24 protein-coding genes are annotated in these 23,781 nt (G+C 71.3%); 11 read left to right on the forward strand and 13 right to left on the reverse strand.

All coding sequences use genetic code 11. The features are described 5' to 3' along the window. Window positions 1–365 precede the first annotated feature (365 nt). Window positions 366–998, forward strand: a complete 633-nt coding sequence (gene pdxH / locus QCN29_RS25545; RefSeq protein ID WP_279931110.1) for a pyridoxamine 5'-phosphate oxidase — start codon at window positions 366–368, stop codon at window positions 996–998. 634 nt (window positions 999–1,632) lie between these two features. Beyond that, window positions 1,633–3,138, forward strand: a complete 1,506-nt coding sequence (locus QCN29_RS25550; protein ID WP_279931077.1) for a PAS domain-containing protein — start codon at window positions 1,633–1,635, stop codon at window positions 3,136–3,138. Between the two features lie 185 nt (window positions 3,139–3,323). On the opposite strand, the gene QCN29_RS25555 is transcribed toward QCN29_RS25550, so the two are convergent. Then, entirely contained in the window at window positions 3,324–4,079 is a 756-nt protein-coding gene (locus QCN29_RS25555) for an SIS domain-containing protein (protein WP_279931078.1), read from the reverse strand. A 210-nt stretch (window positions 4,080–4,289) separates the two neighbouring features. Here QCN29_RS25555 and QCN29_RS25560 point away from each other — a divergent pair, with 210 nt between their 5' ends. From QCN29_RS25560 to QCN29_RS25570, 3 genes are all read left to right on the forward strand, one after another. Beyond that, a complete protein-coding gene (locus tag QCN29_RS25560) occupies window positions 4,290–4,982 on the forward strand; it encodes a metal-dependent transcriptional regulator (RefSeq protein ID WP_240137785.1) in 693 nt (230 codons plus the stop codon). Window positions 4,983–5,748: 766 nt separating this feature from the next. Then, entirely contained in the window at window positions 5,749–6,615 is an 867-nt protein-coding gene (locus QCN29_RS25565) for an alpha/beta fold hydrolase (RefSeq protein ID WP_279931111.1), read from the forward strand. Window positions 6,616–6,805: 190 nt separating this feature from the next. Continuing rightward, window positions 6,806–7,159, forward strand: coding sequence for a hypothetical protein (locus QCN29_RS25570; RefSeq protein WP_240137784.1), 354 nt, complete (start codon window positions 6,806–6,808; stop codon window positions 7,157–7,159). Between the two features lie 180 nt (window positions 7,160–7,339). Here QCN29_RS25570 and QCN29_RS25575 read toward each other — a convergent pair whose 3' ends face one another. The 6 genes from QCN29_RS25575 to QCN29_RS25600 all read right to left on the reverse strand — a co-directional run bounded on the left by QCN29_RS25575 (window position 7,340) and on the right by QCN29_RS25600 (window position 11,062). Then, window positions 7,340–7,606 (reverse strand): hypothetical protein, encoded by a 267-nt coding sequence (locus QCN29_RS25575; RefSeq protein WP_279931080.1) that lies wholly within the window; start codon window positions 7,604–7,606, stop codon window positions 7,340–7,342. Window positions 7,607–7,611: 5 nt separating this feature from the next. Beyond that, window positions 7,612–8,652: a hypothetical protein gene (locus tag QCN29_RS25580; RefSeq protein ID WP_279931081.1), complete on the reverse strand. Its 1,041-nt coding sequence runs from the start codon at window positions 8,650–8,652 to the stop codon at window positions 7,612–7,614. A gap of 9 nt (window positions 8,653–8,661) precedes the next feature. Further along, window positions 8,662–9,099: a hypothetical protein gene (locus QCN29_RS25585; RefSeq protein WP_279931082.1), complete on the reverse strand. Its 438-nt coding sequence runs from the start codon at window positions 9,097–9,099 to the stop codon at window positions 8,662–8,664. Between the two features lie 85 nt (window positions 9,100–9,184). Continuing rightward, window positions 9,185–9,784: a dihydrofolate reductase family protein gene (locus QCN29_RS25590; RefSeq protein WP_279931083.1), complete on the reverse strand. Its 600-nt coding sequence runs from the start codon at window positions 9,782–9,784 to the stop codon at window positions 9,185–9,187. 115 nt (window positions 9,785–9,899) lie between these two features. Next, on the reverse strand, window positions 9,900–10,103 hold the full coding sequence (locus QCN29_RS25595) for a DUF397 domain-containing protein (RefSeq protein WP_279931084.1): 204 nt from the start codon (window positions 10,101–10,103) through the stop codon (window positions 9,900–9,902). A gap of 11 nt (window positions 10,104–10,114) precedes the next feature. Continuing rightward, a complete protein-coding gene (locus QCN29_RS25600; RefSeq protein WP_318036739.1) occupies window positions 10,115–11,062 on the reverse strand; it encodes a helix-turn-helix domain-containing protein in 948 nt (315 codons plus the stop codon). A gap of 126 nt (window positions 11,063–11,188) precedes the next feature. Here QCN29_RS25600 and QCN29_RS25605 point away from each other — a divergent pair, with 126 nt between their 5' ends. Both QCN29_RS25605 and QCN29_RS25610 read left to right on the forward strand, forming a co-directional pair. After that, on the forward strand, window positions 11,189–11,590 hold the full coding sequence (locus tag QCN29_RS25605) for an ATP-binding protein (RefSeq protein WP_279931086.1): 402 nt from the start codon (window positions 11,189–11,191) through the stop codon (window positions 11,588–11,590). A gap of 83 nt (window positions 11,591–11,673) precedes the next feature. After that, window positions 11,674–12,138 carry an NUDIX hydrolase gene (locus QCN29_RS25610; RefSeq protein ID WP_279931087.1) on the forward strand — a complete coding sequence of 155 codons (465 nt, stop codon included), beginning with the start codon at window positions 11,674–11,676 and terminating at the stop codon, window positions 12,136–12,138. 3 nt (window positions 12,139–12,141) lie between these two features. Here QCN29_RS25610 and QCN29_RS25615 read toward each other — a convergent pair whose 3' ends face one another. The 4 genes from QCN29_RS25615 to QCN29_RS25630 form a co-directional block, all read right to left on the reverse strand. Further along, the gene (locus tag QCN29_RS25615) at window positions 12,142–13,044 is read right to left on the reverse strand and encodes a hypothetical protein (RefSeq protein ID WP_279931089.1); all 903 of its coding nucleotides are present in this window, start codon (window positions 13,042–13,044) and stop codon (window positions 12,142–12,144) included. A 76-nt stretch (window positions 13,045–13,120) separates the two neighbouring features. Continuing rightward, entirely contained in the window at window positions 13,121–14,770 is a 1,650-nt protein-coding gene (locus tag QCN29_RS25620; RefSeq protein ID WP_279931091.1) for a transporter, read from the reverse strand. Continuing rightward, window positions 14,767–15,642, reverse strand: a complete 876-nt coding sequence (locus tag QCN29_RS25625) for an ABC transporter ATP-binding protein (RefSeq protein WP_279931092.1) — start codon at window positions 15,640–15,642, stop codon at window positions 14,767–14,769. Before QCN29_RS25625 ends, QCN29_RS25620 begins: the two co-directional genes overlap by 4 nt. A 72-nt stretch (window positions 15,643–15,714) precedes the next feature. Beyond that, complete coding sequence (locus QCN29_RS25630) at window positions 15,715–16,467, reverse strand: bifunctional DNA primase/polymerase (protein ID WP_398859951.1); 753 nt, start codon at window positions 16,465–16,467, stop codon at window positions 15,715–15,717. 258 nt (window positions 16,468–16,725) lie between these two features. Here QCN29_RS25630 and QCN29_RS25635 point away from each other — a divergent pair, with 258 nt between their 5' ends. Beyond that, the gene (locus QCN29_RS25635) at window positions 16,726–18,108 is read left to right on the forward strand and encodes a tetratricopeptide repeat protein (RefSeq protein ID WP_279931093.1); all 1,383 of its coding nucleotides are present in this window, start codon (window positions 16,726–16,728) and stop codon (window positions 18,106–18,108) included. A gap of 173 nt (window positions 18,109–18,281) precedes the next feature. Here the strand turns inward: QCN29_RS25635 and QCN29_RS36915 are convergent, their stop codons facing one another. Beyond that, window positions 18,282–19,100, reverse strand: a complete 819-nt coding sequence (locus QCN29_RS36915) for a hypothetical protein (protein ID WP_318036740.1) — start codon at window positions 19,098–19,100, stop codon at window positions 18,282–18,284. A 342-nt stretch (window positions 19,101–19,442) separates the two neighbouring features. Here QCN29_RS36915 and QCN29_RS36920 point away from each other — a divergent pair, with 342 nt between their 5' ends. Beyond that, window positions 19,443–20,336: a hypothetical protein gene (locus QCN29_RS36920; protein ID WP_318036741.1), complete on the forward strand. Its 894-nt coding sequence runs from the start codon at window positions 19,443–19,445 to the stop codon at window positions 20,334–20,336. 284 nt (window positions 20,337–20,620) lie between these two features. On the opposite strand, the gene QCN29_RS25645 is transcribed toward QCN29_RS36920, so the two are convergent. After that, window positions 20,621–21,949, reverse strand: coding sequence for an ABC transporter substrate-binding protein (locus QCN29_RS25645; protein WP_279931115.1), 1,329 nt, complete (start codon window positions 21,947–21,949; stop codon window positions 20,621–20,623). A gap of 174 nt (window positions 21,950–22,123) precedes the next feature. On the opposite strand from QCN29_RS25645, the gene QCN29_RS25650 reads away from it, so the two are divergent. Continuing rightward, window positions 22,124–22,570, forward strand: coding sequence for an SCO4402 family protein (locus tag QCN29_RS25650; RefSeq protein ID WP_240137852.1), 447 nt, complete (start codon window positions 22,124–22,126; stop codon window positions 22,568–22,570). 159 nt (window positions 22,571–22,729) lie between these two features. Then, window positions 22,730–23,581 (forward strand): formyltetrahydrofolate deformylase, encoded by an 852-nt coding sequence (purU, locus tag QCN29_RS25655; RefSeq protein ID WP_279931096.1) that lies wholly within the window; start codon window positions 22,730–22,732, stop codon window positions 23,579–23,581. Window positions 23,582–23,781 lie beyond the last annotated feature (200 nt).

A 23,781-nucleotide genomic window follows, 5' to 3' on the forward strand; every position in this document is an offset into this window, starting at 1 on the left:
AAGCTGTGAGGGGGCCACAGTGACCCGACGCAAGATTTTGGCTGGTCCGGCTGATGCGGGGAAGCGTGACATCCGGCACACTGCCCCATTTCGGCGAGAGAGGATTAGTGGCACTCCGTGCCGGGCAGACTCCCCCGTCATTACCGGCCCATTCTGCCGTCGTCACCGGCGGATGGCCCTGTCACCACCGCCCGGTGGCACTGCGTACCCTCCTCGTCGCTGCCGGGACGCCCGCTCGGGAGCCGTGTGGGGTGCCCGCTCGGGCGCTGCGGCAGGATGAGCCCGTGACCGATCACCAGCCCGCACCTGCCCGGCGCGCCGTGCCGCCCGTCGTCGCCGGGGCCGTCGTCCCCGACCCGTCCGTCATGCGGGAGCAGTACCGCTCCACACCGCTGCACGAGAGCGACCTCGCCGCCACGCCCATGGAGCAGTTCGCGCACTGGTTCGCGGAGGCCGCGGCCGCCGCGCTGCACGAGCCGAACGCCATGGTCGTCTCCAGCGTCTCCGCCGACGGCCGGCCCTCCTCGCGCATCGTGCTGCTCAAGCACTTCGACGACCAGGGCTTCGTCTTCTTCACCAACTACGACTCCCGCAAGGGCCGCGAGATCGACGCCAACGCCTCCGTCTGCCTGCTCTTCCCCTGGCATCCGCTGGCCCGCCAGGTGATCGTCACGGGCGAGGCGTCGCGCGTCGGCCGCGCCGAGACCGCCGCGTACTTCCGCACCCGCCCCCACGGTTCCCAGCTCGGGGCCTGGGCCAGCGAGCAGTCCGCGGTCATCGCCTCCCGCGAGGAGCTGGCCGGCCGCTACGAGGAGCTCGCCGCCCGCTACCCCGAGGGCGAACAGGTCCCGGTGCCCCCGCACTGGGGCGGCTTCCGCGTCGCCCCGGACATGGTCGAGTTCTGGCAGGGCAGCGAGAACCGGCTGCACGACCGGCTGCGGTACGCGCGCGACGAGACGGCGGCCGGGGGCTGGCGGCTGGAACGCCTGTCGCCCTGACCGGCCCCCGGCCCGCCCAAGGGGTTCCGGCACGGTGTCGACGGGCTCCGACCGCCCGACGGCTCCGGCACAACGCCGGTGGCGAGCCGGAGCCCTCCGGCACGACGCCGACGGGCGCCGCTCGGCGCCGGGCGGGCCCCAAAGACCGGGCCCAGGCGGACTCCGGCGACGGACTCCTGCTACCGGCTCCTGCTACCGGCTCCGGCGACGGGCCCCGGCTACCAGGTCCTGCGGACTCCGGCTAACGGCCTCGGTGGGCCCGGCATGCAGAAACCCGCGGGCTCTGGTCTCCTCCGAGGAGGAAGCCGGCCGGACGTACCGGCGAGCCCGCGGGTCGGTGACTGCTTGGGATTTCGGCCGGCGGTCGGCCGAGGTGCACGTAGTGCGACGACGGGCCGCTAGCCCGCAGCCACCTCACGCGTCCGGTTGTCATACATCTGCCGAACCACCTCCTTTCCCGTGTGCTGCACACACTAGGAAGCGGGCGGTGCGCCCACAACCCCATTTCCAAGCGGCAACGATTTTCGGGAACAGAGTGTGTGCTGCGTCACGTTCCAGTTGAATGAACCTACGTGCATGAGCTGAAGCTGACGGGCATGAGCATGCGTGGGACGCGTCCTGCAGGGGGTCCAGGATGAGTGCTTCCAGGAGTGAGACGGCGGGTGCGGCGCTCGGGCCGGACGAGCCCGGGCCCGGGGAAGCGCGGCGGCGGGAGCGGGGCGGGGGGCCGGGAGCGGAGCTGCTGGCCGCGCTGCTGGACGGGATGGACGCCGCGCTCTGCGCCTTCGACGCGGACGGCGTGATCACCCACTGGAACCGGGAGGCCGAGCGGATTCTCGGCTGGTCGGCCGGGGAGGCGGTAGGGCGGCGCGGGTTCGCCGGATGGGCGGTGCGCAGCGCGGACGCCGGAGAGGTCGAGGCGCGGCTGCTGGCGGCCATGGACGCGCCGGGACGGCAGGTGCATGAGTTCGCGCTGCTGCGCAAGGACGGGAGCCGGGTGCTCGTACGGACGCAGTCGGCGCGGGTGCCGGGTGTGGACGGCAAGCCCACCGGCGTCTACACGGCCTTCAGCGAAGTCCATGCGCAGATCGACCTGGAGCGCTCGATCGCGCTGAGCGAGGCGCTGTTCGACGACGCCTCCTGGGGGGTCGTCCTGGTCGATGTGGATCTGCGCCCGACCGTCGTCAACGCCCATGCCGCGCGGGCCCTCGGCGCGGGACGGGTCTCGCCGCTGGGCCGGCCGCTGGGGGAGCTGGTCGTCCGGGGCGTGGAGGAACTGGAGGGCGCGCTGCACCACGTACTGGCCGAGGGCGCGCCCCGGGGGCTGGTCGAGCTGTGGGTGACCCTGAGGGCGACGGAAGGCCAGGACGACGCGGAGGGGGAGGGGGAGCGGCGGAGGTGCTGGCGGAGCGGGTTCCTGCGGCTCGCCTCGCCGCTCGCGGAGGAGCCGGTGCCCCTGGGCGTGGGCTGGCTGTTCCACGATGTGACCGAGCAGAAGCTGGCCGAGCAGGAGGCCGACAGGCTGCGCTTCCGGGCGAGCCAGCTGCACCGGGCGGGGCGCGCCGCCGTCGAGTGCGAGGACCCGATGGAGGCGGCGACGGCCTATGTCGACTTCGCGCTCGCGGGCTTCGCCGACCATGCCCTGATCGACCTGGTGGAGCCGGGCGGCGACCGGCTGGTCCGCGCGGCGGCGACGCCGTCCGGCGCGCCGGGGCCGTGCGTGCCCGTCGCGGGTGCGGGCCCGGAGGGCTCGGGCATCCCCGTCCGCTATCCGGCGGGTCATCCGGCCCTCCAGTCGGCGGACCGCGTCGGCTCGGTCCGCGCGAGCGCGGGCGCGGGGGCGGTTACCAGGGCGGGCGCGCGGGCGAGGGGCGGCGGGAGCCCCGCGGTGGACGTCGGCGGCCGGGCGGCCGGCGAGTGGGCCGAGGAGCGCCAGTGGCCGGGCGACACCGCGCACGCCCTGTGCACCCCGCTGCGCAGCCGCGGCCGCACCCTGGGGGTCCTCACCTTCCTGCGCACCGCCAGTCGCCCGCCGTTCGAACGGCCCGACGCGGTCTATGCGGAGAGCGTCGCGACCCTCGCGGCCGCGTCACTGGATCTGGCCCGCCTGGCCGCGCCGGGGGAGGACGGAGGGCCGTAGCCCGCTCGGCGGCGCTCGGCGGCAGACCGGCGGAGCCCGGCGCCGCCCAGCAGTGCGCGGCGGTCGGGACGATGCGGCGACGGTCGGCGGCGGGCCGGCAGATGCCCAGCGGCGCCCAGCGGCGCCCAGCGGCGCCCAGCGGCGCCCAGCGGAACCCGGCGGCGCCCAGCCGTGCGCGGCGGCGCTCAGCGACGGAAGAAGATCCGGTCCGCGTACTGGTCCATCATCCGGCCGTTCCACTCGTGGCCGCCGTCCACGTTCCCGGAGCGCAGCAGCGGGGGCTCGATGCCCTGCTCGACGAGGCGCTCCGCCGCAGCGGCCATCGTCGCCTGCATCAGCGCACAGGTGACCACCGTGGACGCGGGCGCGAAGGGGGCCTCGATCTCCTTGTGCGTCAGCTCGGCGTCGCCCACCGCGATCTTGGAGTCGAGGACGATGTCGCAGTGGTCCTTGAGGAAGGCGCCGGACGCATGGCGGGACCTGGTCTCATGTGCGTACGCCACCGAGGTCACGCCGATCACCGTCAGCCCGAGGGCGCGCGCGTTCATCGCCATCTCCACCGGCAGGGCGTTGCGACCCGACAGGGAGATGATCACCAGTACGTCGCCGGCGCGGGCGGGGCTGGAGTCGAGCACCGCGCCCGCCAGCCCGTCGACGCGCTCCAGGGCCGAGCCGAGCGTCGCTGGCATGACGTCGACGCCGACGGCGCCGGGGACGGCCAGCAGATTCATCAGGGCGAGGCCGCCGGCACGGTAGACGACGTCCTGTGCGGGGAGGGAGGAGTGCCCGGCGCCGAAGGCGAACAGGCGGCCGTCCGCGGCGACGGCGTCGGCGATCGCGGCCCCGGCGGCCGCGATGCTCGCGGACTCCTCGGCCCGTACGCGCTGCAGCAGACCGATCGCGGCGTCGAAGAACTGACCGGCCAGCTTGCTCTCGCTCATGCGCAGCCCTCTCGCACGGGTGGAATGTTCATGCCGCCGATCACGTTGCGGTCTGGACCATTGCCCTGTCAATACGGCCGTCAACGCGGCCGTTCCCCCACATCGACATGAACGATCGGCGGCGGGCTTGCACCGGCGCGGGACGGTTGTCAGTGGGATACGTCAGAATTGGTTTCAGGGCCGCCAGCACGATTCCATCGAGGGGCACGTATGTCCGGACTGATCGACACCACGGAGATGTATCTCCGCACCATCCTCGAGCTCGAAGAGGAAGGTGTGGTGCCTATGCGCGCCCGTATCGCCGAGCGGCTCGACCAGAGCGGTCCCACGGTCAGCCAGACCGTGGCCCGCATGGAGCGGGACGGCCTGGTCACGGTCGCGGGAGACCGCCATCTGGAGCTGACCGAAGAGGGCCGCCGGCTGGCCACGCGCGTGATGCGCAAGCACCGCCTCGCCGAGTGCCTGCTCGTCGACGTCATCGGCCTGGAGTGGGAGCAGGTCCACGCGGAGGCGTGCCGCTGGGAGCATGTGATGAGCGAGGCGGTCGAGCGGCGGGTGCTGGAGCTGCTGCGCCACCCGACCGAGTCGCCCTACGGGAACCCGATCCCGGGCCTGGAGGAGCTGGGCGAGAAGGCGGAGGCCGACCCCTTCCTGGACGCCGGGATGGTCTCGCTGGCCGACCTGGACGCGGGCGCGGAGGGCATGACCGTGGTCGTCCGCCGTATCGGCGAGCCGATCCAGACGGACGCCCAGCTGATGTACACCCTCCGCCGCGCGGGCGTGCAGCCCGGCGCCGTGGTGAGTGTGACGGAGTCCGCGGGCGGCGTGCTCGTGGGCAGCGGCGGCGAGGCGGCGGAGCTTGAATCGGATGTCGCCTCGCATGTCTTCGTAGCCAAGCGCTGACCCCGGGGCCCCGGGGCCCGTAGCCGTTGCCCTGGGCGCCATGACGTCCTGGAGCGCCCTGGGAGCCCCAGGCGTGCCCCGGGGCCCTGCTTGGCTTGAAGGGCCCCGGAGCCCTGGTCGCCCTGGAGCGTCCTCGGGGTGGCTTGGAGCGCCTTGTGGGTGGCTTGGCCCTTGGGGGCTCGGAGGCCGCGGAGGCCGCCGGGGCCGCTGAGGCGAGCGAGGGGCGTCCGGAGGCGTCCGGGCGGCGCGCGCTGGTCGCTTTTCCGTCCACCTGACTCCGATTTCCGTCCGGATTCCCGCTGGAACGGCAGCGCCCGAGGGAATCGCGTGCCACGCTGTGGCTGAGGCATATGACCCCATGGCCGGGGAGGGGATCTGGGTGATGCGCCCGCCGCGCACGTCGTACGCCCCGCGCGTGTCACGGCGCGCCGTTTCACGCGCCCGCGCACGGCACCCGAGGTCTTTCGGCCTTCCGGCGGCGACAGGGGTGGGCCCCGGCGCCTTGCGACGCCGGGGCCCGTCCTCCCCTGTGGCGACCCTGAGCCCCGAGCTCCCAGGGTCATCCCCTCGGACCGTTTTCCCCGAGCGGCCCGCCCCCCGGAGAAGATCTCCCCTGGGTCGTGGACGCCAATCCTTGAGCGTGGTCACTCGAATGAGCGGTGTTGCGCGGCGAAGCCGTGTTTCCAGCTTGTTCGAATAGAAGTTCGATAGTCTGGCGGGGCTCAACAGGGTTCGATCACCGGGGGAGAAGGGGGTGCCAGGTCATATGGTGCGGCGCATCGATGTCATCGGAGCCGGCGGCGTACGCCTCGCCGCATGGGAGTTCGCCGACCCTCCCAAGGGCCGCAGCGGCGACGGCGAGCCCGCTCCGGGCGTATTACTGCTCCACGGCCTGATGGGCCGTGCCTCGCACTGGGCCTCCACGGCCCGCTGGCTGGCCGAGCGGCACCGCGCCGTCGCGCTCGACCAGCGCGGGCACGGCCGCAGCGACAAACCGGCGGACGGCCCCTTCACGAGGGACGCGTACGTCTCCGACGCCGAGGCCGCGATCGAACAGCTCGGCCTCGCCCCGGCGGTCCTCATCGGCCACTCCATGGGCGCCCTGACGGCATGGCAGCTCGCCGCCAAACGCCCTGACCTGGTCCGGGCCCTGGTCATCTGTGATATGCGGGCCTCCGCGCTGGGAGCGGCCTCACAGCGAGAGTGGGAGGAGTGGTTCCGCTCCTGGCCGGTCCCCTTCGCCACCCTCGCCGACGTCCGCAAGTGGTTCGGAGAGGACGACCCTCGGGTCGAGCGCCCCAGCCCCTCCCGGGGGGAGTTCTTCGCCGAGGTCATGGCGGAACGGGCCGACGGCTGGCGCCCCGTCTTCTCCCGTCGGCAGATGCTCGTCAGCCGAGCCACCTGGGTCTACGACGCCCACTGGGAAGAGCTGGCCCAAGTCCTCTGCCCCACCCTGGTCGTTCGCGGCCTCGACGGCGAACTGGGCCGTGCGGAGGCCTCGGAGATGGTCCGCGTCCTCCCCCGCGGCCAGTACGGCGAAGTCGCCGACGCAGGCCACCTCGTCCACTTCGACCAGCCGGAGGGCTGGCGTTCGGCGATAGAGCCCTTCCTGGACGGCGTGCTGACGCCCTGAGACCCGGCCCCGGGGAGAGCTGACGCCGCCCGTGGCCGGGGAACACCGGATGCCGCCCCCCACCGCGACCCGCCATACGCGGTCCTGGCTCGGAGCCCGGCGACCTGGAGCGCCGGACCCGACCCGGTCCGCGAACCGACGAAGACGCGGGGCGGGGCCTGCGGCGCGACGACCGGATACGATGATCGTCATGACCGGCCTGCCCGCAACGACGACCCTGTGGCGCCCGACCGGGCCCGAGGAACTGGAGCTCGTCCGACAGCTGAACTGGCGTGCCTGGCCGCCCCGGCTGCCCGAGCAGCCGATCTTCTATCCGGTCCTCAACGAGGACTACGCCGTCAGGATCGCCAGGGACTGGAACGTGCGGCACGACGGGGCGGGCTTTGTCACCCGCTTCGAGGTCGACGCCGGTTTCCTGACCCGGTACCCCGTCCGGCAGGCCGGAGGGGAGACGATCCTCGAACTGTGGGTTCCGGCCGAGGAACTCGACGAGTTCAACGCCCATATCGTCGGGGAGATACAGGTGGTCCACGAGTTCCGCTGAGCCGAAGGGGTACGGCCCGGGCCGGGAGCCCGGGCCGCACCCGTGGTCGGCGGTCAGGCCGTGACGGTCCGCATCACCGGGATCCAGAGTTCCGCGTCCGCCCGGTCCCAGTTGCTGCCCGCCCCGGTCGGGTGCGGGGCGGGCCCGGTCGGCCACGGGGGACCTGTCATCGGGGTCGTGTCATCGGGGACGACGTGGTTCCCTGCCGGGATTCCGCCTCCCGTACCCCACGATGTAGCCGGTGGCCAGCAGCAGCCCCACCACGCCGACCGCGAGCGCGCCCAGAATCTCGACGATCCCAGCACCTTGTGCGACGGCGGTGATGAAGCCCCCGATTCCGCCCACGGAGGCCAGCACACCGAGGATCAGGGTCCTGTGGGTGCGGGACAGCAGATCGAGGAGCTGCCCTCCGCCCCGGCCCGACGGGTTCTCGCGTCGTCTGTTCACACCGCTCACTTCCAATGCACCCTTCCCGGGTCCTTGGGGGCCATGATCTTCGCATCGGGTCCCTGGGAGGCGCTCTGCGCCGGGGTGTAGTAGAAGTCCAGTCCCGTGGCCACCACGCCGGCGGGGAAGCCGAAGACCTTTCCGCCCAGCCAGCCCGCCTTGTTCATCAGCGTCGGCTTGCGGTGTCGCCCCCCTCCGCCGGAACTCTCCATCAGCGAGGCCTCCATGCCGGCCGCATAGGCGGGCGTTCCGGCGATGAAGTACGACTCCGCGTCGGCCCACTTCCCCTTCTGCGCGCTGTTGGCGCTGTTGAGCCACGCCCGGTAGCCGATGAACTCCGCCGCCGGCTTGAGCCAGGACTCGCCGAACTTCCCCTTGGAGGCGTTGTCCAGCTTGGTCTGGATCTCCTTGTCGGAGAGTTCCTTGAGCGAGATCTTCTTGCCGCTGTCCTCCTGGGCGCGCTCCTTGCGCATCCGCCGGGCGTCCGCCAGGCTGACCGGCGCCGTCGGCAGAAAACCGATGTGGTACTTGTCGCTCATGTCCTGCAGGGACCAGCGCAGCGTCTCATCGGTCTTGCGGGCGTCCTCGAGGGCCTGCTCGGTTCGCTCCTTGTAGCCCTTGATGATGGAGGTGTACGCCTCCTGGAGCTTGGCGAGTTCGTTCGGCTCCACCTTGGCGGAGTCCACGAAGACGGAGCCGTCGCCGGTGTTGAGCGACAGGTGCGTATGGCCCGCCAGCTCGGCGGCGATGTCGTCGAGCACCCTCTTCGCGGAGCGGAAGGACTCCAGGCAGTTGTTCAGGAAGCGGTGGACGCTGTCCGCCTCGTGCTCCGCGTTGTCTATCTGGTTCTTGATCCCTCTGAGCGTCGTGAACGCCGCCTCCGCGGTCTCGCCTTCCCAGTCCGACTCGCGAAGCCCCTTGGCCACGACGTTGTTGAAGGTCCACCCGGCCTGGTGGACGAGGCCCGGAAGCCCCGCCCAGGCGCCCACCGCGGCGGAGAGCTTCTCCAGGTTCACATTCCTCAGGTCCGTGTAACTCAGTGCCACGCCGACCCCTTAGATGACGTCGCCGGGCTGGTACTTGCGCTCCTTGTCGAAGCTTCTCTTTCGCTCGGCTTCCTCGTCGCCGAACGAGTTCGCGGCCGACCTGAGCTCCTTCGCGAGCCCCTCGTTGCCGATCCGCCCCGAGACGTACTTGACCCCCTTCTTCCAGGAGGTCAGAAAGGCGGCGAACGCCTCGTCGGAGGCGAAGCCCTTCATGGAGCCCGATACCTCGGACGTCTTGGAGATCACGCTCTTGTGCGCTTCCGCGAACTCCTTGGCCGCCTCGGTCTCCGCTTTGTTGGCGCGGCCCCGGAGGACGGCGGGCGTCACATGCAGCTTCGGCTTGCCGCCCTGACCCCCTCCGCCGTCGAGCTGGTTCAGTCGGGTGCTTGTCGGGCTCTGCGTACCGGCGTCGGATATGTGCCGGGCCCACTCGTCTTCAAAGGACATGGTGCTTGGATTCACCCCGTGCTACGTGCTCTGCTCGTCCCCCGTAGGACGTGCACACTGGGGTGCACGGTACCTCGTCCGGGTGTCAGGCCCCGTCTGCCGCCCGGCGGTAGGTGCACACCTGGACGCCGGCGCCGCTGGTGACCGTGGAGACCAGCTCCAGCGGGAGCTTCGTGCCGTCGTCGGGGAAGATCGTCTTTCCGCCGCCGAGGATCACCGGCATGACCATGAGCTTCAGCTCGTCGACCAGACCCTCGCCCAGCAGGGTGCGCGCGAGCGATGCGCTTCCCATGACCAGCAGATCGCCGTCGCCGGCCGTGCGCAGCTCCCGGATCTGAGCGACGGCCTTGTCGCCCGGGATGAGCTGCGTGTTGTTCCACGTCAGATCCGACTCGCCCAGCGTCCGGGACACGACGTACTTCCGGACGGCGTTCATCCGGTCCGCGAACGGATCACCGGCCCGCTCCGGCCACGCCCCGGCCATCGTCTGCCACGTACGCCGCCCGAACAGCAGCGCCTCCGCCTTCCCCAGCGCCTCGTCGAAGGCCCCGCCGACCACCTCGGGGTCAAAGTACGGCTGCGTCCAACCGCCGTGGGCGAAGCCGCCCTCGGTGTCCTCCTCCGGCCCACCCGGTGCCTGCACGACGCCGTCGAGGCTGATGAACTCGCTGATCACGATGCGCATGGGAACCGCTCCTCGTTGTCTCGTCCGGGGTTACGGCAATGGAGACCGCCGCGCCACTCCGGAATCATCGCTCCCACGCGACCTTGTCAGAGAGATCCAGGGCACATGCGGTGACTCACCCGCCGACTGCTCTGTGACCGCCCTCCTTGGCGGCGGCTATGAGGGCGTGCAGCGCGGCGGGGGTGGTGGTGAGGGCGGTGCCGGGGGCGTCGCTCTCGCGGAGGTGGACGGCGGTGGGGGTCGCGCCCACCTCCACACAGTTGTTGTCGTCGCCAGCCCCGGAGAACGAGGACTTCAGCCAGGTGATTCCTACCGTCATGGGTGGGCCTTTCACATGTCGTGTGCGATGCGACGGATGAGATCGCGAGACTCGGCAGCCGATAGGGCCATGCCTTGGGTCTTCTCGAAGAGCGTGCGGTACTTGTGCACTTGAGGTGCGGCATCAATCAGGAGGCTGCCGTGGGCGGCGTCGAGCTGGACTGTGTCCAGCTCGGGTACGGGGCCGCTCGCGTGAAGCATCGCGAAGCCTGCGCCCGCAAAGCCTTCGATGTCGAAGGGGATGACACGCACGGTCACATTCTCAAGCTCCGACATCTCCAGGATGTGTTCGAGCTGGGATCGGCTGGTCTTGGTGCTGCCCACCTTGATGCGCAGTGCCGCCTCGTGGATGACCGCGTCGAAGGGGACGGCTCGCGGGCTGGTGAGGATGGACTGCCGCCGTACTCGGAAGGCGATCCGATGTTCGAGCTCGCTGTCAGGCAGCTGTGGGACCACGTAGGTCAGCATGGCGCGCACATGGTCTTCGAGTTGGAACAACCCAGGAATGTGGATCACCTCCACTTGCCGCAAGCAGTGCGCGTGGTGTTCCAGTTCGGCGAGATCCAGGAGTCGTGGCGTGAGGACGCCGCGGAACTCTTCCCACCAGCCTTCTACGCGCTCGGTCGCCATTGCAGCCAATGCGTCGATCAACTGGGCGTTTCCGCACTCGTAGTACGACGCGAGTCTGCGTACCCGCTCCTCGCTGACCCCGAAGCGGCCCGCTTCCAGATGGCTCATCTGCGTCGCGCCTGAACCCAGCAGGGCTGCCGCATCGCGTGCCGTCACACCCGCGGCTTCGCGGAGCCTGCGCAACTCCGTGCCCAGACGTTCCTGACGTGCCGTGGGGTTGCTCCTCGGCGGCATCGGCTCTCTCTTCTCAAGGCTGAGTGTGTTGAGTTCACCCTGCCACGGTCCACCGCCCAGCCTCGATTTTCGCCGGACAAGGTTGATACGTATCAACCTTGTCCGCTACGGTCGGTAGTGCAGTCGACACAGTATGGAGTGCGGTCTTCGTCCTGCCTGAACTCGGCTGCGGAACGGTCCAGTTGGACGTGCATCCGACCTCCCATTCGGAGCTGATACGCCATGCCCTACTCGTACACGCTCTTCTGTCCTCCCCTCCCCACATCCCCCCGCATCGCGCGCGACTTCGTCGCCTCCGTGCTGCGTGCCCAGGAGCTCGACGACTTCGTCGACCGGGCAACGCTGTGCACCTCGGAACTCGTCACCAACGCCTACCGGCACACCATGGGGATCGGGTCCCTCCTCTGGCTGGCCGTGCGGGACAAGGGCGTACGGGTCACCGTGTACGACGGAGAGCGCCGACGCCCCGTGATGCTGCACGGCTACGACGGCGCGAGCGGGCGCGGCATGTGGCTGGTGGACGCCGTCACCGAGGGGCGGTGGGGTACCGAGACCGGCGCGCCCCTCGGGTTCGGGGCTCAAGGCGGCAAGGGCGTCTGGTTCGAGCTGGTCAGAACCTGCTGAGCGAGAGGCTGAGCCGATGAACCGCACGCACCCGCCATCATGTTCAACGCAAACGTCGCCGCCGTTGCGAAGGATCTGCCGCTGTGAGCCCCTCTCCCGTCAACGACGAACTCCTCCACGCCCTCATCCGCGCCGCTGAATCCGAGGCCATCGAGAAGACCGTCGTCGGCGCGGTCATCGCCGACCCGGACGGAAAGGTGCTGCTGCTGCACCGCGCTGCCGGGGACTACCTCGGCGGGCTGTGGGAGCTGCCCTCCGGCGGCGTCGACGAAGGCGAGGGCCTGATCGAGGCACTGCGGCGGGAGGTCGCCGAGGAGACCGGGCTGACGGTGTCCGCCGTGGGCGACTACCTGGGCCACTTCGACTACCGCTCCGGCAGCGGACGCAAGAGCCGTCAGCTCAACTTCGCCGTCGCTACGACCGATCAGACGGTGCGGCTCGCCGAGGCCGAGCATGACGCCCACCTGTGGGCGGACCGCCCCGCGCAAGACCGGGCGTCCAGCGCGGTCCGGTCCGTCCTCGACACCTGGCGCAGCCGGACGGCCTGAGGCTCAGCCGATCGGCTTCCGGGTCTCCTCGCGGATCTTCAGCGTCGTGCGGGCAAGCGCGTCGAGGTCCAGCTCCTCCGGCGACTTCTGCGCCGACGCAGCCTCGGCGAGGCCGACCGTCGCCGCGGTGTTGTCGTCCGCCCAGGCGCACATCGGGACGGCAGCCGTTCCCCCGGGGGACTGCTCCACGGAGATGACCTGGCAGGTGACGGTCACCTCCGAGCCCTCCGGCGTGGTGTCCCTGGGAGCCACGACGACGGTCGTGCCCTCCGCGTCACCCGCGCCCTTGAGGGCCTTGGTCCGTGCCCGGTCCGGGTCGTTGATGCGGGCGTGGAAGCCGGAGAAGATCAGCACACCGGGCTGCGCACCCGTGGATGTGTACTGGCCGACCACGGCCTTCGGGTCGAGGACGCCCGACTGCCGCGCGTCTTGGAAGTCGGTCTTGCTCATGTCCGCGTTGGTCTTCTCGGAGCTGTCGTCGGCCAGTTGGTACTCGTCGTCGAGCAGGGTCTGCGGCAGCGCCAGCTCGTAACGTGCTTCCGGGAAGCTCGACGAGCCGCCCCCGTCGATGTCGCGGTAGGCCAGATACCAGGCGAGCGCCGCACCGCCGACGACCGTGGCCAGCACCAGGGCCACCACCCGGCCGGTGTTCTTCTTCGGGGCCGGGGGAGGGGGTGGCGGGGTTCCCCATCCGTATCCCGGACCGGAGCCGTATCCGGAGCCGTATCCGGGGCCGGTGCCGTATCCGGGGCCGGGCTGGCCCGGATACGGCTGCTGGGGATGGCCCGGCTGTGCCGGGTACGGCGCCTGAGCCCCGAATCCCGCCTGCGGAGGGTGCGGAGGCTGAGGGTGGGGCTGAGGCTGCCCGTAGGGGTACGGGCTCGGGTTCGGCGGAGGTGTCGACATGATCGTTCAGGCTAGTTCAGCCGACGCGCCGTCATGCCCGCCGTACCCGCCATGCCCGCCGTACCCGTCATGCGCGTCAAACCTTGCTGACCGCCGTCAGGATCTCCGGAAGGCGCTTCGCCGTCTGCGGGGCCGCCAGCCGCAGGCCCGCCCAGCCGATGAGAGCGCCGTATGCCGCGCCCGCGGGGAGGAGGAGCCAGCGGGCTCCTTCCGCGCCTGTCGCGTGGAGCCAGATGGCGGCGGCGATCAGCGGGGCGCACAGCAGCATGCCGGCGACCATGCCGCCGAGGATGGACATCCAGGCGATGGCCCCCTGGCCCGGGGCGACGTTCTTGTACGCGCTGTCCTGGGGGATGGAGTACGGGAAGCGGGCCGAGGCCACCGCGCCCGTCGCCAGCATCGCGCCCAGCAGGGCCAGGGAGAGGCCCAGGACCTCGGGCAGCACGGCCCAGTCGCCCAGCAGGGCGGCGGTGAGGACCACCACGAAGACCGTGTAGGGGAGGGTGACCAGCAGCAATGCCAGGGCACGCGCGCGCAGTTCCTCGTACGCGTCCCGGGGGGACGAGATCGTCAGCGCCACCATCCAGAACGCCGAGGTGTCCTGACCGAACTGGTTGTACATCTGGACGCCGAGCATCCCCGCCGCGAAGCACGCCAGATAGACCGAGCCCGTGCCCTGCAGGGCGTTGAACAGCGGCACGATCAGACCGATCGCCAGCGACGTCGTCCACGCCGCTTTCGTCTTGGGGTCGCGCCACACATAGCGCAGGCTCCGCTGCATCACCGTGCCCGTACGCCCGTCGGGCAGCAGCGCGTGGAGGCCGCCGCCGCGTCCGGCGGCGGGGTCCTTGCGCGTGGGCTCCGCGGCCGCCGCGAGCGTGGAGCCGTCCGGGGAGGTCATCAGCTTCGTCAGACTGCCCTGCCACAGCCGCAGACAGCCGGCCAGCGCGGCTCCGGAAAGCGCCAGCTGCACGGCCGCCGTGGCGTACGCGCCCTTGCTCGCCGCGTCCACCGCGGCGAGCGCGGAGGCCGGGGGCAGCCACTGCACGATCTGCGCCGCCGGGTCGAGCGCCGCGAGCCCGCCCGCCTCGGTCAGCCGCTGGGTGCCGAAGTTGACCAACTGGATGCCCACCGCGATCACCAGACCGCTCAGCACCGCGAGATCGCGGCCCTTGCGCGAGGTGAGCAGCCGGATGTTGCCCGCCGCGACGGCCCGGGCCAGCGCCACGCACACCAGCAGCGTCAGCGGCACGGCCACGACGGAGACGAGCACCCCGGCCGCCCCGTGCGCCAGGGCCAGTGCGCAGCCGACCGCCAGGCACAGCGTGAACAGCGGCCCGATGCCCACCAGCGAGGTGACCAGCAGCGCCCGGACCAGCGGTCGCGGCCGCAGCGGCAGCATCACCAGACGCGTCGGGTCCAGCGTCTCGTCCCCGCTCGGGAAGAACAGCGGCATGGTCGCCCAGCCCAGCGCAAGCAGCCCGATCAGCAGGACGACCGGGGACAAGGCGTGGCCGTGGCCGCGCAGCACGAGTAGGCCGAGCATCAGGCCCGCCGCGAACAGCACCGTCAGCACGAGCGATGTGACGAAGACCGCCGTACGGCCCGAGGACTGGCGCAGGCCGTTGGCCAGCAGCGACAGCTTGAGCCGTACGAAGACAGTCGTGAGAGACGGCGAGCGGGGGCTCACCGGGGCGTTCACTGGGGTGGTCACCGGGGTCGTCATCGCGCGCCGCCGCCCAGCCAGTCCAGCGACTGCCCCGCGTCCCGGCCGTTCGCGCCGACGAGTTCCAGGAACGCCTGCTGCAGCGACGGGGCGTCCCCGCGCACCTCGGCCAGCGGCCCCTGGGCACGGATGCGGCCGGCCGCCATCACGGCCACCCAGTCGCACAGCGACTCCACCAGCTCCATCACATGGCTGGAGAAGACGACGGTCGCGCCCGATGAGGTGTAGCGCTCCAGCACTCCGCGGATCGTCTGCGCCGACACCGGGTCGACGCCCTCGAACGGCTCGTCCAGGAACAGCACTTCCGGGTTGTGCAGCAGCGCGGCCGCCAGGCCGATCTTCTTGCGCATGCCGGTCGAGTAGTCGACGACCAGCTTGTGCTGCGCTCCCGCGAGGTCGAGCACGTCCAGCAGCTGGGCCGCCCGCTTGTCGACCTCGCCGCCGGGCAGCCCGCGCAGCCGCCCGTTGTACGCCAGCAGCTCACGCCCGGACAGCCGCTCGAAGAGACGGAGACCCTCCGGCAGCACGCCGATACGGGACTTGGCCTCGACCGGGTCGCGCCAGACGTCGTGTCCGGCCACCTCGACACGGCCCTTGTCGGGGCGGAGCAGCCCGGTCACCATCGACAGCGTGGTGGTCTTTCCCGCGCCGTTCGGACCGACCAGACCGATGAACCGTCCCGCGGGCAGCGTCAGATCGACACCCGAGACCGCGACCTGATCGCCGAACCTCTTCCACAGGTCCTGGACGAGAACGGCGGGCGGCGCCTGTGACGCTCCGCCCACCGCAGAAACTTCAGATACCTCAGATGCCGCAGATACCTCAGATGTGGAAAGTGCTTCCGTGGCCTGGTGCGCTGCCTGGTCCGGCATGGCGGCCCGCCTTTCGATGTCCCCGTACGTACGGGGACCACCCTAAGCAACGCCGCAGAGGGGGTGCAGGGCTCAGCCCCCGGTGGGCCCCGGCCTGCGCGCCGTCCTCGCCGTGGCGGCCTCCCGCCCGCACGCGTACGCCAGCGGGCTGATCAACTCCTCCGCGTCCGGCAGCCAGCGGTTGGCGGGCGTCGGGCGGCGCGCCCACTGCACCGCGCCACGGCCGCCGACGCGGGTCGGCGGAGCCGCCACATAGTGGCCCTCGCCGCGCGGGGCGAGATCGATCGCACTGGGCGTCCAGCCGAGTCCGCGGACCAGGTCGGGGACCTTGGCCGCGCCGCCGGGAAGGACGAAGAACAGCATCCGCCGGTCCGGGGTGCAGGTCACCGGGCCGAGCGGAAGGTCCATCCGCTCGAGCCGGGCCAGTGCCAGAAAGCCGGCGGACTCCGAGACGTCGAGCGCGTCGAACGTACGGCCGGTGGGCAGCAGGATGGAGGCCCTTGGGTGCTTGGACCACAGCCTGCGCGCCGCCACAGCGCTGCCTGTCGCCTGGTGCGCCCAGTCGGGCCTGGCCGGGTGCGCGCCCGGCGCCGGGCAGGCCGCCTCGCCGCACGAGCAGACTTCCCTGCCGTCCACCGGCTCCAGCCAGGTGCCGGGGAACACGTCCCAGTGCCGCTCCTCCGCGTACCGCACGGCGCTGTCCAGCAGCTGCTCGCCCCGCTGCTGGGGGATCCGCGCGGTTTCGGCGCCGCCTCCGGAGACTCCGCTGACTCTGCTGACGGCGCTGACTGAGCTGACTGCGCTGACTCCGATGGTCTCTTCCACGACACACTCAACTCCCCCCTTCACCTTGGGTTACGGGCGTCACGGCGCGGGTGGTGGAGCATCGATCCTGCATACGGGGCGCATGGGTGCACGGGCAGGGGCGCGCATGCTGTTGCGCTGCGGGGGGCGGGTAGCCAACTGCGGGAGACGCGCCTACCGGCAAAAAGCGACAAAGACCGAACCATTCTGCATTCTCCGTATATCAGCCGGGCACTGATCACTGTGGTGGACCGATCAGCCGGCCTCAGGGGGTAGTCAATGGCAGCCAGGCCTCTCGTCGCCCGACAGCCGAACGAGCGATTGCAGGCGCTCATCCAGGAAGCCGGGTGTTCCAACGCAGGGCTGGCCCGTCGCGTCAACATGGTCGGCGCGGAACGGGGGTTGGATCTCCGGTACGACAAGACGTCGGTGGCCCGCTGGCTGCGCGGCCAGCAGCCGCGCGGACGGGCGCCGGGCATCATCGCCGAGGCGCTGGGCCGAAAGCTGGGCCGCACGGTCACGATCGACGAGATCGGGATGGCGAACGGAAAGAACCTCGCCTCCGGCGTGGGGCTGCAGTTCTCGCCGACCGTGCTCGGCGCGATCGAGCAGGTCTGCGAGCTGTGGCGCAGCGACGTGGGCCGCCGCGACTTCCTGTCGGGCTCCGCGGTCGCGGCCTCCGCGCTCGTAGAGCCCAGCCGGGACTGGCTGATCACCGGCGCGGACCCGCAGGTGGCGCGGAACGCGGGCGCACGTGTCGGGATGTCCGACGTCGCGGCGGTACGGGCGACGACCGGCGCGCTCACCGAACTCGACCACCGGTTCGGCAGCGGCCATGTGCGGCCCGTGGTCGTGCACTACCTCAACAGCGTGATCTCCGGGCTGCTCTCCGGGTCGTACCGGGAATCGGTCGGACGCGAACTGTTCGCGGCGGTCGCGCGGCTGACCGAACTGGCCGGCTATATGGCCGTCGACACCGGTCAGCCCGGCCTCGCCCAGCGGTACTACATCCAGGCGCTGAGACTGGCGCAGGCGGCGGGCGACCGCGGCTACGGCGGCTATGTGCTGGCCGCTTCGATGAGCCACCTCGCGGCACAGCTCGGCAATCCGCGAGAGATCGCGCAGCTCGCGCGCGCCGCCCAGGAAGGGACGCGGGGGCACGTCACGCCGAGGGCGGAGGCGATGTTCCTGGCGGCGGAGGCGCGCGGGCACGCGCTGCTCGGCGACTCCCGCACCTGCCTGAAGGCGGCGGGGCGGGCGGTCGAGGTGCTGGGGCGGGCCGACGGCGCGTCCGGGGACGACCCCGCGTGGATCGCCCACTTCGACGGGGCGTATCTCGCGGACGAACTGGCCCACTGCTATCGCGACCTGGGGCAGCCCGGGCCCGCCGCGCGCCATGCGGCGGACGCCCTCGAAGGCCACCCGGAGTCGCGGGCCAGGCGGCGGGCCATCGGCTATGTCCTGCTCGCCTCGGCGCAGGTCCAGCAGCGCGAGGTGGAGCTGGCGTGCGCGTCGGGGGCGCGGGCCGTCGAGCTGATGGGGTCGCTGCGGTCCAGCCGGGGCGCGGAGTATCTGGATGACCTCCAGCTGCGCCTGGAGCCGTACGCGGCCGAGCCGGCGGTGCGGGAGTTCACCGCGAGGGTGGGGCTGCAGCCGGTGTGACGGGCGCGGTGTGACCGGGCGGCGTCCGGGCGCTGTGTCCGGGCGCTGTGACCGGGCGCTGTGACCGGGGGCTGTGTCCGGGCGGCGTGACCGTCCGGTGCGACCCTCCGGCGCGGGCTGCGTTGCGGGCTGCGATGCGTTGCCGCGCGGGCCGATGTGGGGATTCCGTGTGCCTACCGTGGCGTAGTCCGGGAGCTGCGGCCGGGAGCCCGGCGCCGGACGCGGCCGACCGCGGCGGAGGCGCTGTAACGGGTGCCACACGTGTGTGCGGAGCGCCGTGGGGAGCCGGTAGCGTGAGCCGACGGTTCCGTAGGTCCACACGCCAGATGCACCAGATGTAGGAGTCCCCGGTGACGCAAAGCGGACAGGGTGACGGCCGGCAACTCCCTGCTGACCGGCCCGCGCACGAGGGCGTCGTGCTGCCCGCAGACGGCAGCGAGCCCTGGATACCCGGCGGCGACGCACAGGGGACTCCGGCGGGCGGCCGGCCGTGGGGGCAGCCCTGGGGGCCGCAGGCTCATGCCGATGCCCAGGCTCAGTCCCAGGGGCAGGCTCAGCAGCCGCAGCCCGGGCAGCATCCGGGCCAGCCGGGCGCTGCGGGCCGGGCGGGGCAGCCGGGCGCTGCCGGTCAGGCGGGGCAGTCGGCGTTTGCGGGCGGGCCGGGGTACGCGGAGCACCCGGGCCAGCCGGAGCACCTGGGACACCCCGGACAACCGGGGCAGCCGGAGCACCCGGGGCACCCGGGGCAGCAAGGGCACCCGGGCCAGCCGGAGCACCCCGGACTTCCCGGACTTCCCGGACAACCGGGGCAGCCGGGGCAGCCGGGCCAGCAGGCTGATGTGGGCCAACTTGGGTACGTGGGCCAGCCCGGCCACGCGGGGCAGTCGGGGTACGCGGGCCAGCCCGGACATATGGGCTGGCATGGCCAGGCAGCGCAGCCGGGGCAGTCGGCCCATGCCGACCAGTCGGGGCACCTGGGCCAGCTTGGTCATGGAGCGCATGCCAGCCAGCACGGACACGCGGGGGCCCCGGTCAGCCGGCCGCTTCCTCCGCAGGCGCCCGCGACACCGCAGGCACCTCTTCCTCAGGGGCAGTCCGCTGCGGGCGCCGCCGACGCGACGCAGTACATTCCGCCGGTCGCGTCCACGCCTGGCGCGCCTGGCACGCCCGGCGGGCAGTCCGCCTCCGGTGCGCTGCCGCCGGAGGCTCCGGCGGAGTCGACGCAGTTCCTGGGCACCCGCCCCCTCCCGCAAGGACCCGATGCGCAGGCCACGCAGTATCTGCCCCCGGTCGCGCAGGGAAGCGCCGCGGCCCCGACCGCGCAGATCCCGCCCGTGCCCAGAGGCGCCCCCTACGGCATCAGGCCCGGCGCTCCCGGCGACCGGCAGCCACCGGCCGAGTTCGACAACCTCTTCCGCGAGAGCGGAGGCGGCGCGCCTCATGTGGCGGACGCCACACAGCAGTTGCCCCGGTTCGCGGACCAGCCGCAGCACCAGCCGACGGCCGGGCACCAGCCTCCGCCGCAGACTCCGCAGAACGGCTACGCGCCGTACGAGCCCCAGACGCCCGAGCCGGACACCAGCCGCCGCAGATCCTCGCGGGTGCCGCTGATCGCCGCAGTCGTCGTCGGATGCGCGGTACTCGGGCTCGGTGTCAGCGCCGTGGTCTTCGGCGGAGACGACGACCCCGAGAACGCGGGCGCGGGCCAGAACGTCGCAGCCGGATCGGCGGCCCCCAGCCCGGCTTCCCAGTCGCCGTCCGCTCCCGCAGACCCCGCCGAGCCGCAGGCCAAGGCCTTGGACAAGCTCCTCGCGGACAGCAACAACAGCCGTGACAGCGTGATCCGTTCGGTCGAGAACATCAAGCAGTGCCAGAACCTGGACCAGGCCGCGGCGGATCTGCGCGCCGCCGCCAATCAGCGGCGGGGCATGGTGACCCGGCTGCAGGGGCTGACCGTCGACCAACTCCCCGACCATGCCAAGCTCACCGCCTCCCTCACGGAGGCCTGGCAGGCTTCCGCCACGGCGGACGACCACTATGCGGCCTGGGCCAACCAGACGAAGGGCAAGAAGGGCTGCAAGGACGGCCAGGCTCGCGGCACCAAGGAACTGGCGAGAGGGAACAAGGCGAGCGGCGATGCGACCAAGGCGAAGCAGGAAGCGTCGGGGTTGTGGAACGTGATCGCCAAGAAGTACGACCTGACGGAGCGCCGCAGCGACCAGCTCTGAAAGGCCTGACTGAGAACAGTCGAGGCCAGCCTCACCGCCGAAAGCAGGACCACCAAGGTCAAGGTGGCCAAGAACTCGACGAAGTCCGTCGGCGAGGGCGCCTTCCCGCCCGGCCCGCCTTCGGTTCTGGTCGAACTCCGCGTCAGCAGCTGAGCGTGGGCGAGCCTGGCACGCATGACTCCGGTGCGTGCCAGGCGCCTTCAGGCTCGACCCGTGGATGGGTCGCGCCCGGAAGAAGGCGTGGCGGCGGGCTGGGGCCGGGCGGAGGCCCGGGAGGAAGCGGGTTACGCGGAAGAGGCCGCGTTGAGCAAGGTGTCGGCGACGTCGGCGAAGTCGTCCTGCTGGGCCGTCAGCCGGCCGCCGCGGACCATCTGGAAGCTCACGCTCGTGTTGACGATCCGCGGATATCCCGGCGCGCCGAGCATGTCCTCGTACTCCCAGCGCAGCGGCGGGGTGAGCCCGCCCGTCGTGACCCGGACGCCGTCGTCCAGGGCGCGGGAGAGGGCCGACGCGGTGATCTCGTTCCGGTTGAGGGACTCGATCGCCTTGCGCAGCACGGTGTAGGCGATCCATGTGGTCTGGACGCCCGCGTCGGCCGGGTCGATCCGGTTGTCGCCGAAGGCGTATTCGTTGATCACGTCCCGCATCGGCTGCCAGCGCGCGTCGTTCGCCTCCGGATACCAGCCGGTGACGTACGCCCCCTCGAAGGGCCCCTTCCGTCCACCGGTGCTGTTGATCAGGAGCTGGTTGACGCTGCCCATGACGGAGGAGATCCGGACCTGCCGGCCGTCGTCGGAGAGCCGCCGGAAGGAGTCGAGGAAGGTCTCGGTGCGGTCGCCGAGCGCCGCCGCCACGCACCCGGGCTTCTCGCCCTTCTCCAGCTCCTCGAACGTCGCCTCGGCGGCCGCCTTGCGCGCCTTCTCCGCGTGCTCCGCGTACGCGGTGGCGTCGTCGGGGGCGAGGATGTCCGTGGCCTCGTCGAGGCCGCGCTCCTTGAGGGCGGCGTTGAGCAGCAGGGGCAGTTCGTCGCCCGCGAGCGAGTTGGGCCGGACCAGTGCGACCTTGTCGCAGGCTCCGGCGAGCTGCCGGCCGCTGCCCGCCATCAGCGCGGCCTGGCCGCCGTTGACGGGGTAGGAGAGATAGCTGGTGAACTCCTCCTCGGAGATCCCGTAGCCGCCGATGAAGGGGATGCCGGCCGCCTCAAGGGGAGCCATGAACGCATCGCCGTGCTGGCTGTACGAGCCGACGACGGCGACCACCTCCTCCTTGACCGCGCGCCGCGCGCAGGCGGCCGCTCCGGCGGGGGTGTTCTGCTCGTTGCAGGTGATGACCTGCAGCTCGTGGCCGTCGATGCCGCCCTTGGCCGCGACCCACCGGGCGTATGTCTGCGCCAGGGCCGGCATTCCGGGCAGATTTGTCGATCTGGTCTTCTCCGGAGCGAAGGTCATTACTTTGACGGGCTCCCTGGAGCCCCCCGAGCCGCCGGGGAGCACGCCGCAGCCGGCTATGAGTGATACGCCGGCCGTCAGGGCCGCCGCTGCGCGGACGCGGACTGAGGTGGGGACGCGGACTGAGGTGCGGTGAGAGGTGAACGAGCGACGCCAACCGGTCATGGCCATGCACATTTCCTCCTCACGGGGAACGCCGGAGTGAGCGCTCCACAACGAAGGGTGACCGGAAGGTGAATTACAGGGGGACGCAGGGCCGCGCGACAGGGGGAACGTACGATCGACTGCGTGCAGTCAGGTTCCGTCAGCCCTTCCCGCCGCGGCCGTCGCTCCTCCACCATGGGCGGCATGCCGCTCAATGACATGCCATGGTGGCGCTGGCGCTGCAATGTGCGCTCGGCGCTGCATATGCTTTCCGACCCCGTCTTCCACCAGGAGTGCTGGCTGGCCGGCCACGAGGGGTACGGGGATGTGACCGACGCCGTCTACCGGCTGGTCGAGGACACCTGGCTGGACAACTGGTCCGCGGAGAAGTACGTCGGGACGATATTCAGGGACTCGGCCGAGGCCGCGCTCGTCGATGTGGCGGTGCTGCGGGTGCTGCGGATCATGCACCAGGTCGGCGCGGACGCCCCCGTGTCGGACTATCTGGAGCACCACGGCTGGCCGGAGGCGGTGCGGGCGGCCCGTGACGCCCATGTGCGGCTGGCCTCGAACGACGGCGAGGACCCGGACGCGCCGCCGCGCTCGCTCGAGGTCCTGCGGATACTCACCCGGTCCGCCTGAGCGTCCGGTCAGCTATACCCGGTCCGCCTGAGCGTCCGGTCCGCTGTACCCGGCCCGCCTGATCATCCGCGTACGAGGCGAGGTCCCGGCGGGGCCCGGGCGCGGTTCGAGTGGTGGACGAGCTACGGCCGTGGCCCGCGGATGTGGCAGGCTACAAGAATGACCGACCAGTACGTCCTGACGCTCTCGTGCCCGGACAAGCAGGGCATCGTGCACGCCGTCTCCAGCTACCTCTTCATCACCGGCTGCAACATCGAGGACAGCCAGCAGTTCGGAGACCGGGACACGGGTCTGTTCTTCATGCGGGTCCACTTCTCGGCCGAGGCCCCGGTGTCCGTGGAGAAGCTGCGGGCCAGCTTCGCCGCCGTGGGGGACTCCTTCGAGATGGACTGGGAGATCCATCTCGCCGAGGAGCGGATGCGGATCATTCTCATGGTCAGCAAGTTCGGGCACTGCCTGAACGATCTGCTGTTCCGCTCCCGGACGGGCGCGCTGCCCGTCGAGATCGCGGCCGTGGTCTCCAACCACACGGACTTCGCCGAGCTGGTCTCCTCGTACGGCATCCCCTTCCACCACATCCCGGTCACCAAGGACACCAAGTCGCAGGCAGAGGCGGAGCTGCTGGAGCTGGTGCGTGCGGAGAACGTCGAGCTGGTGGTGCTCGCCCGCTATATGCAGGTCCTCTCGGACGATCTGTGCAAGCAGCTCAGCGGGCGGATCATCAACATCCACCACTCCTTCCTGCCGAGCTTCAAGGGCGCGAAGCCATACCACCAGGCGCATGTGCGCGGGGTGAAGCTGATCGGCGCCACCGCGCACTATGTGACGGCCGACCTCGACGAGGGGCCGATCATCGAGCAGGAGGTCGAGCGCGTCAGCCATGACGTCACCCCCGAGCAGCTCGTGGCGGTCGGGCGCGATGTGGAGTGCCAGGCGCTGGCGCGCGCGGTGAAGTGGCACGCCGAGCACCGGATTCTGCTGAACGGCAGCCGTACGGTCGTGTTCGCGTAGCCGCGCGGCCGGCGGGGGCCCGCGAGTCGGGTCCCGCAGCATGAAGGCGGCCTGCTCGTGGGGCCGTGCGTTCACCTGGGTCTCCGGCGTCCGGATGTGCGGCCCCTCGACGGTCACGGGCAGCTCCGGCGTGTGTCCTCGCCGAGCTGGAGCGGCTGCGGGCGCTGGCGCACGGTCTCCTGCGGGAACCGGGCCCGTTC

Origin of the sequence: Streptomyces chengmaiensis, from assembly GCF_029846775.1 — a bacterium.
In the GTDB taxonomy this organism is placed as follows: Bacteria; Actinomycetota; Actinomycetes; order Streptomycetales; family Streptomycetaceae; genus Streptomyces; species Streptomyces chengmaiensis.

Bases quoted from the DNA above. Each gene is read 5' to 3' on its own strand.
- QCN29_RS25650 (WP_240137852.1), top strand. From the start codon at position 22,124: ATGGGCGGCATGCCGCTCAATGACATGCCATGGTGGCGCTGGCGCTGC.
- QCN29_RS25570 (WP_240137784.1), top strand. From the start codon at position 6,806: ATGACCGGCCTGCCCGCAACGACGACCCTGTGGCGCCCGACCGGGCCC.
- QCN29_RS25645 (WP_279931115.1), bottom strand. From the start codon at position 21,949: ATGACCGGTTGGCGTCGCTCGTTCACCTCTCACCGCACCTCAGTCCGC.
- QCN29_RS25550 (WP_279931077.1), top strand. From the start codon at position 1,633: ATGAGTGCTTCCAGGAGTGAGACGGCGGGTGCGGCGCTCGGGCCGGAC.
- QCN29_RS25585 (WP_279931082.1), bottom strand. From the start codon at position 9,099: ATGTCCTTTGAAGACGAGTGGGCCCGGCACATATCCGACGCCGGTACG.
- QCN29_RS25555 (WP_279931078.1), bottom strand. From the start codon at position 4,079: ATGAGCGAGAGCAAGCTGGCCGGTCAGTTCTTCGACGCCGCGATCGGT.
- QCN29_RS25625 (WP_279931092.1), bottom strand. From the start codon at position 15,642: ATGCCGGACCAGGCAGCGCACCAGGCCACGGAAGCACTTTCCACATCT.
- QCN29_RS25635 (WP_279931093.1), top strand. From the start codon at position 16,726: ATGGCAGCCAGGCCTCTCGTCGCCCGACAGCCGAACGAGCGATTGCAG.
- QCN29_RS25590 (WP_279931083.1), bottom strand. From the start codon at position 9,784: ATGCGCATCGTGATCAGCGAGTTCATCAGCCTCGACGGCGTCGTGCAG.
- QCN29_RS25605 (WP_279931086.1), top strand. From the start codon at position 11,189: ATGCCCTACTCGTACACGCTCTTCTGTCCTCCCCTCCCCACATCCCCC.
- purU (WP_279931096.1), top strand. From the start codon at position 22,730: ATGACCGACCAGTACGTCCTGACGCTCTCGTGCCCGGACAAGCAGGGC.
- QCN29_RS36915 (WP_318036740.1), bottom strand. From the start codon at position 19,100: ATGACCAAGCTGGCCCAGGTGCCCCGACTGGTCGGCATGGGCCGACTG.
- QCN29_RS25620 (WP_279931091.1), bottom strand. From the start codon at position 14,770: ATGACGACCCCGGTGACCACCCCAGTGAACGCCCCGGTGAGCCCCCGC.
- pdxH (WP_279931110.1), top strand. From the start codon at position 366: ATGCGGGAGCAGTACCGCTCCACACCGCTGCACGAGAGCGACCTCGCC.
- QCN29_RS25595 (WP_279931084.1), bottom strand. From the start codon at position 10,103: ATGACGGTAGGAATCACCTGGCTGAAGTCCTCGTTCTCCGGGGCTGGC.
- QCN29_RS25560 (WP_240137785.1), top strand. From the start codon at position 4,290: ATGTCCGGACTGATCGACACCACGGAGATGTATCTCCGCACCATCCTC.
- QCN29_RS25565 (WP_279931111.1), top strand. From the start codon at position 5,749: ATGGTGCGGCGCATCGATGTCATCGGAGCCGGCGGCGTACGCCTCGCC.
- QCN29_RS25615 (WP_279931089.1), bottom strand. From the start codon at position 13,044: ATGTCGACACCTCCGCCGAACCCGAGCCCGTACCCCTACGGGCAGCCT.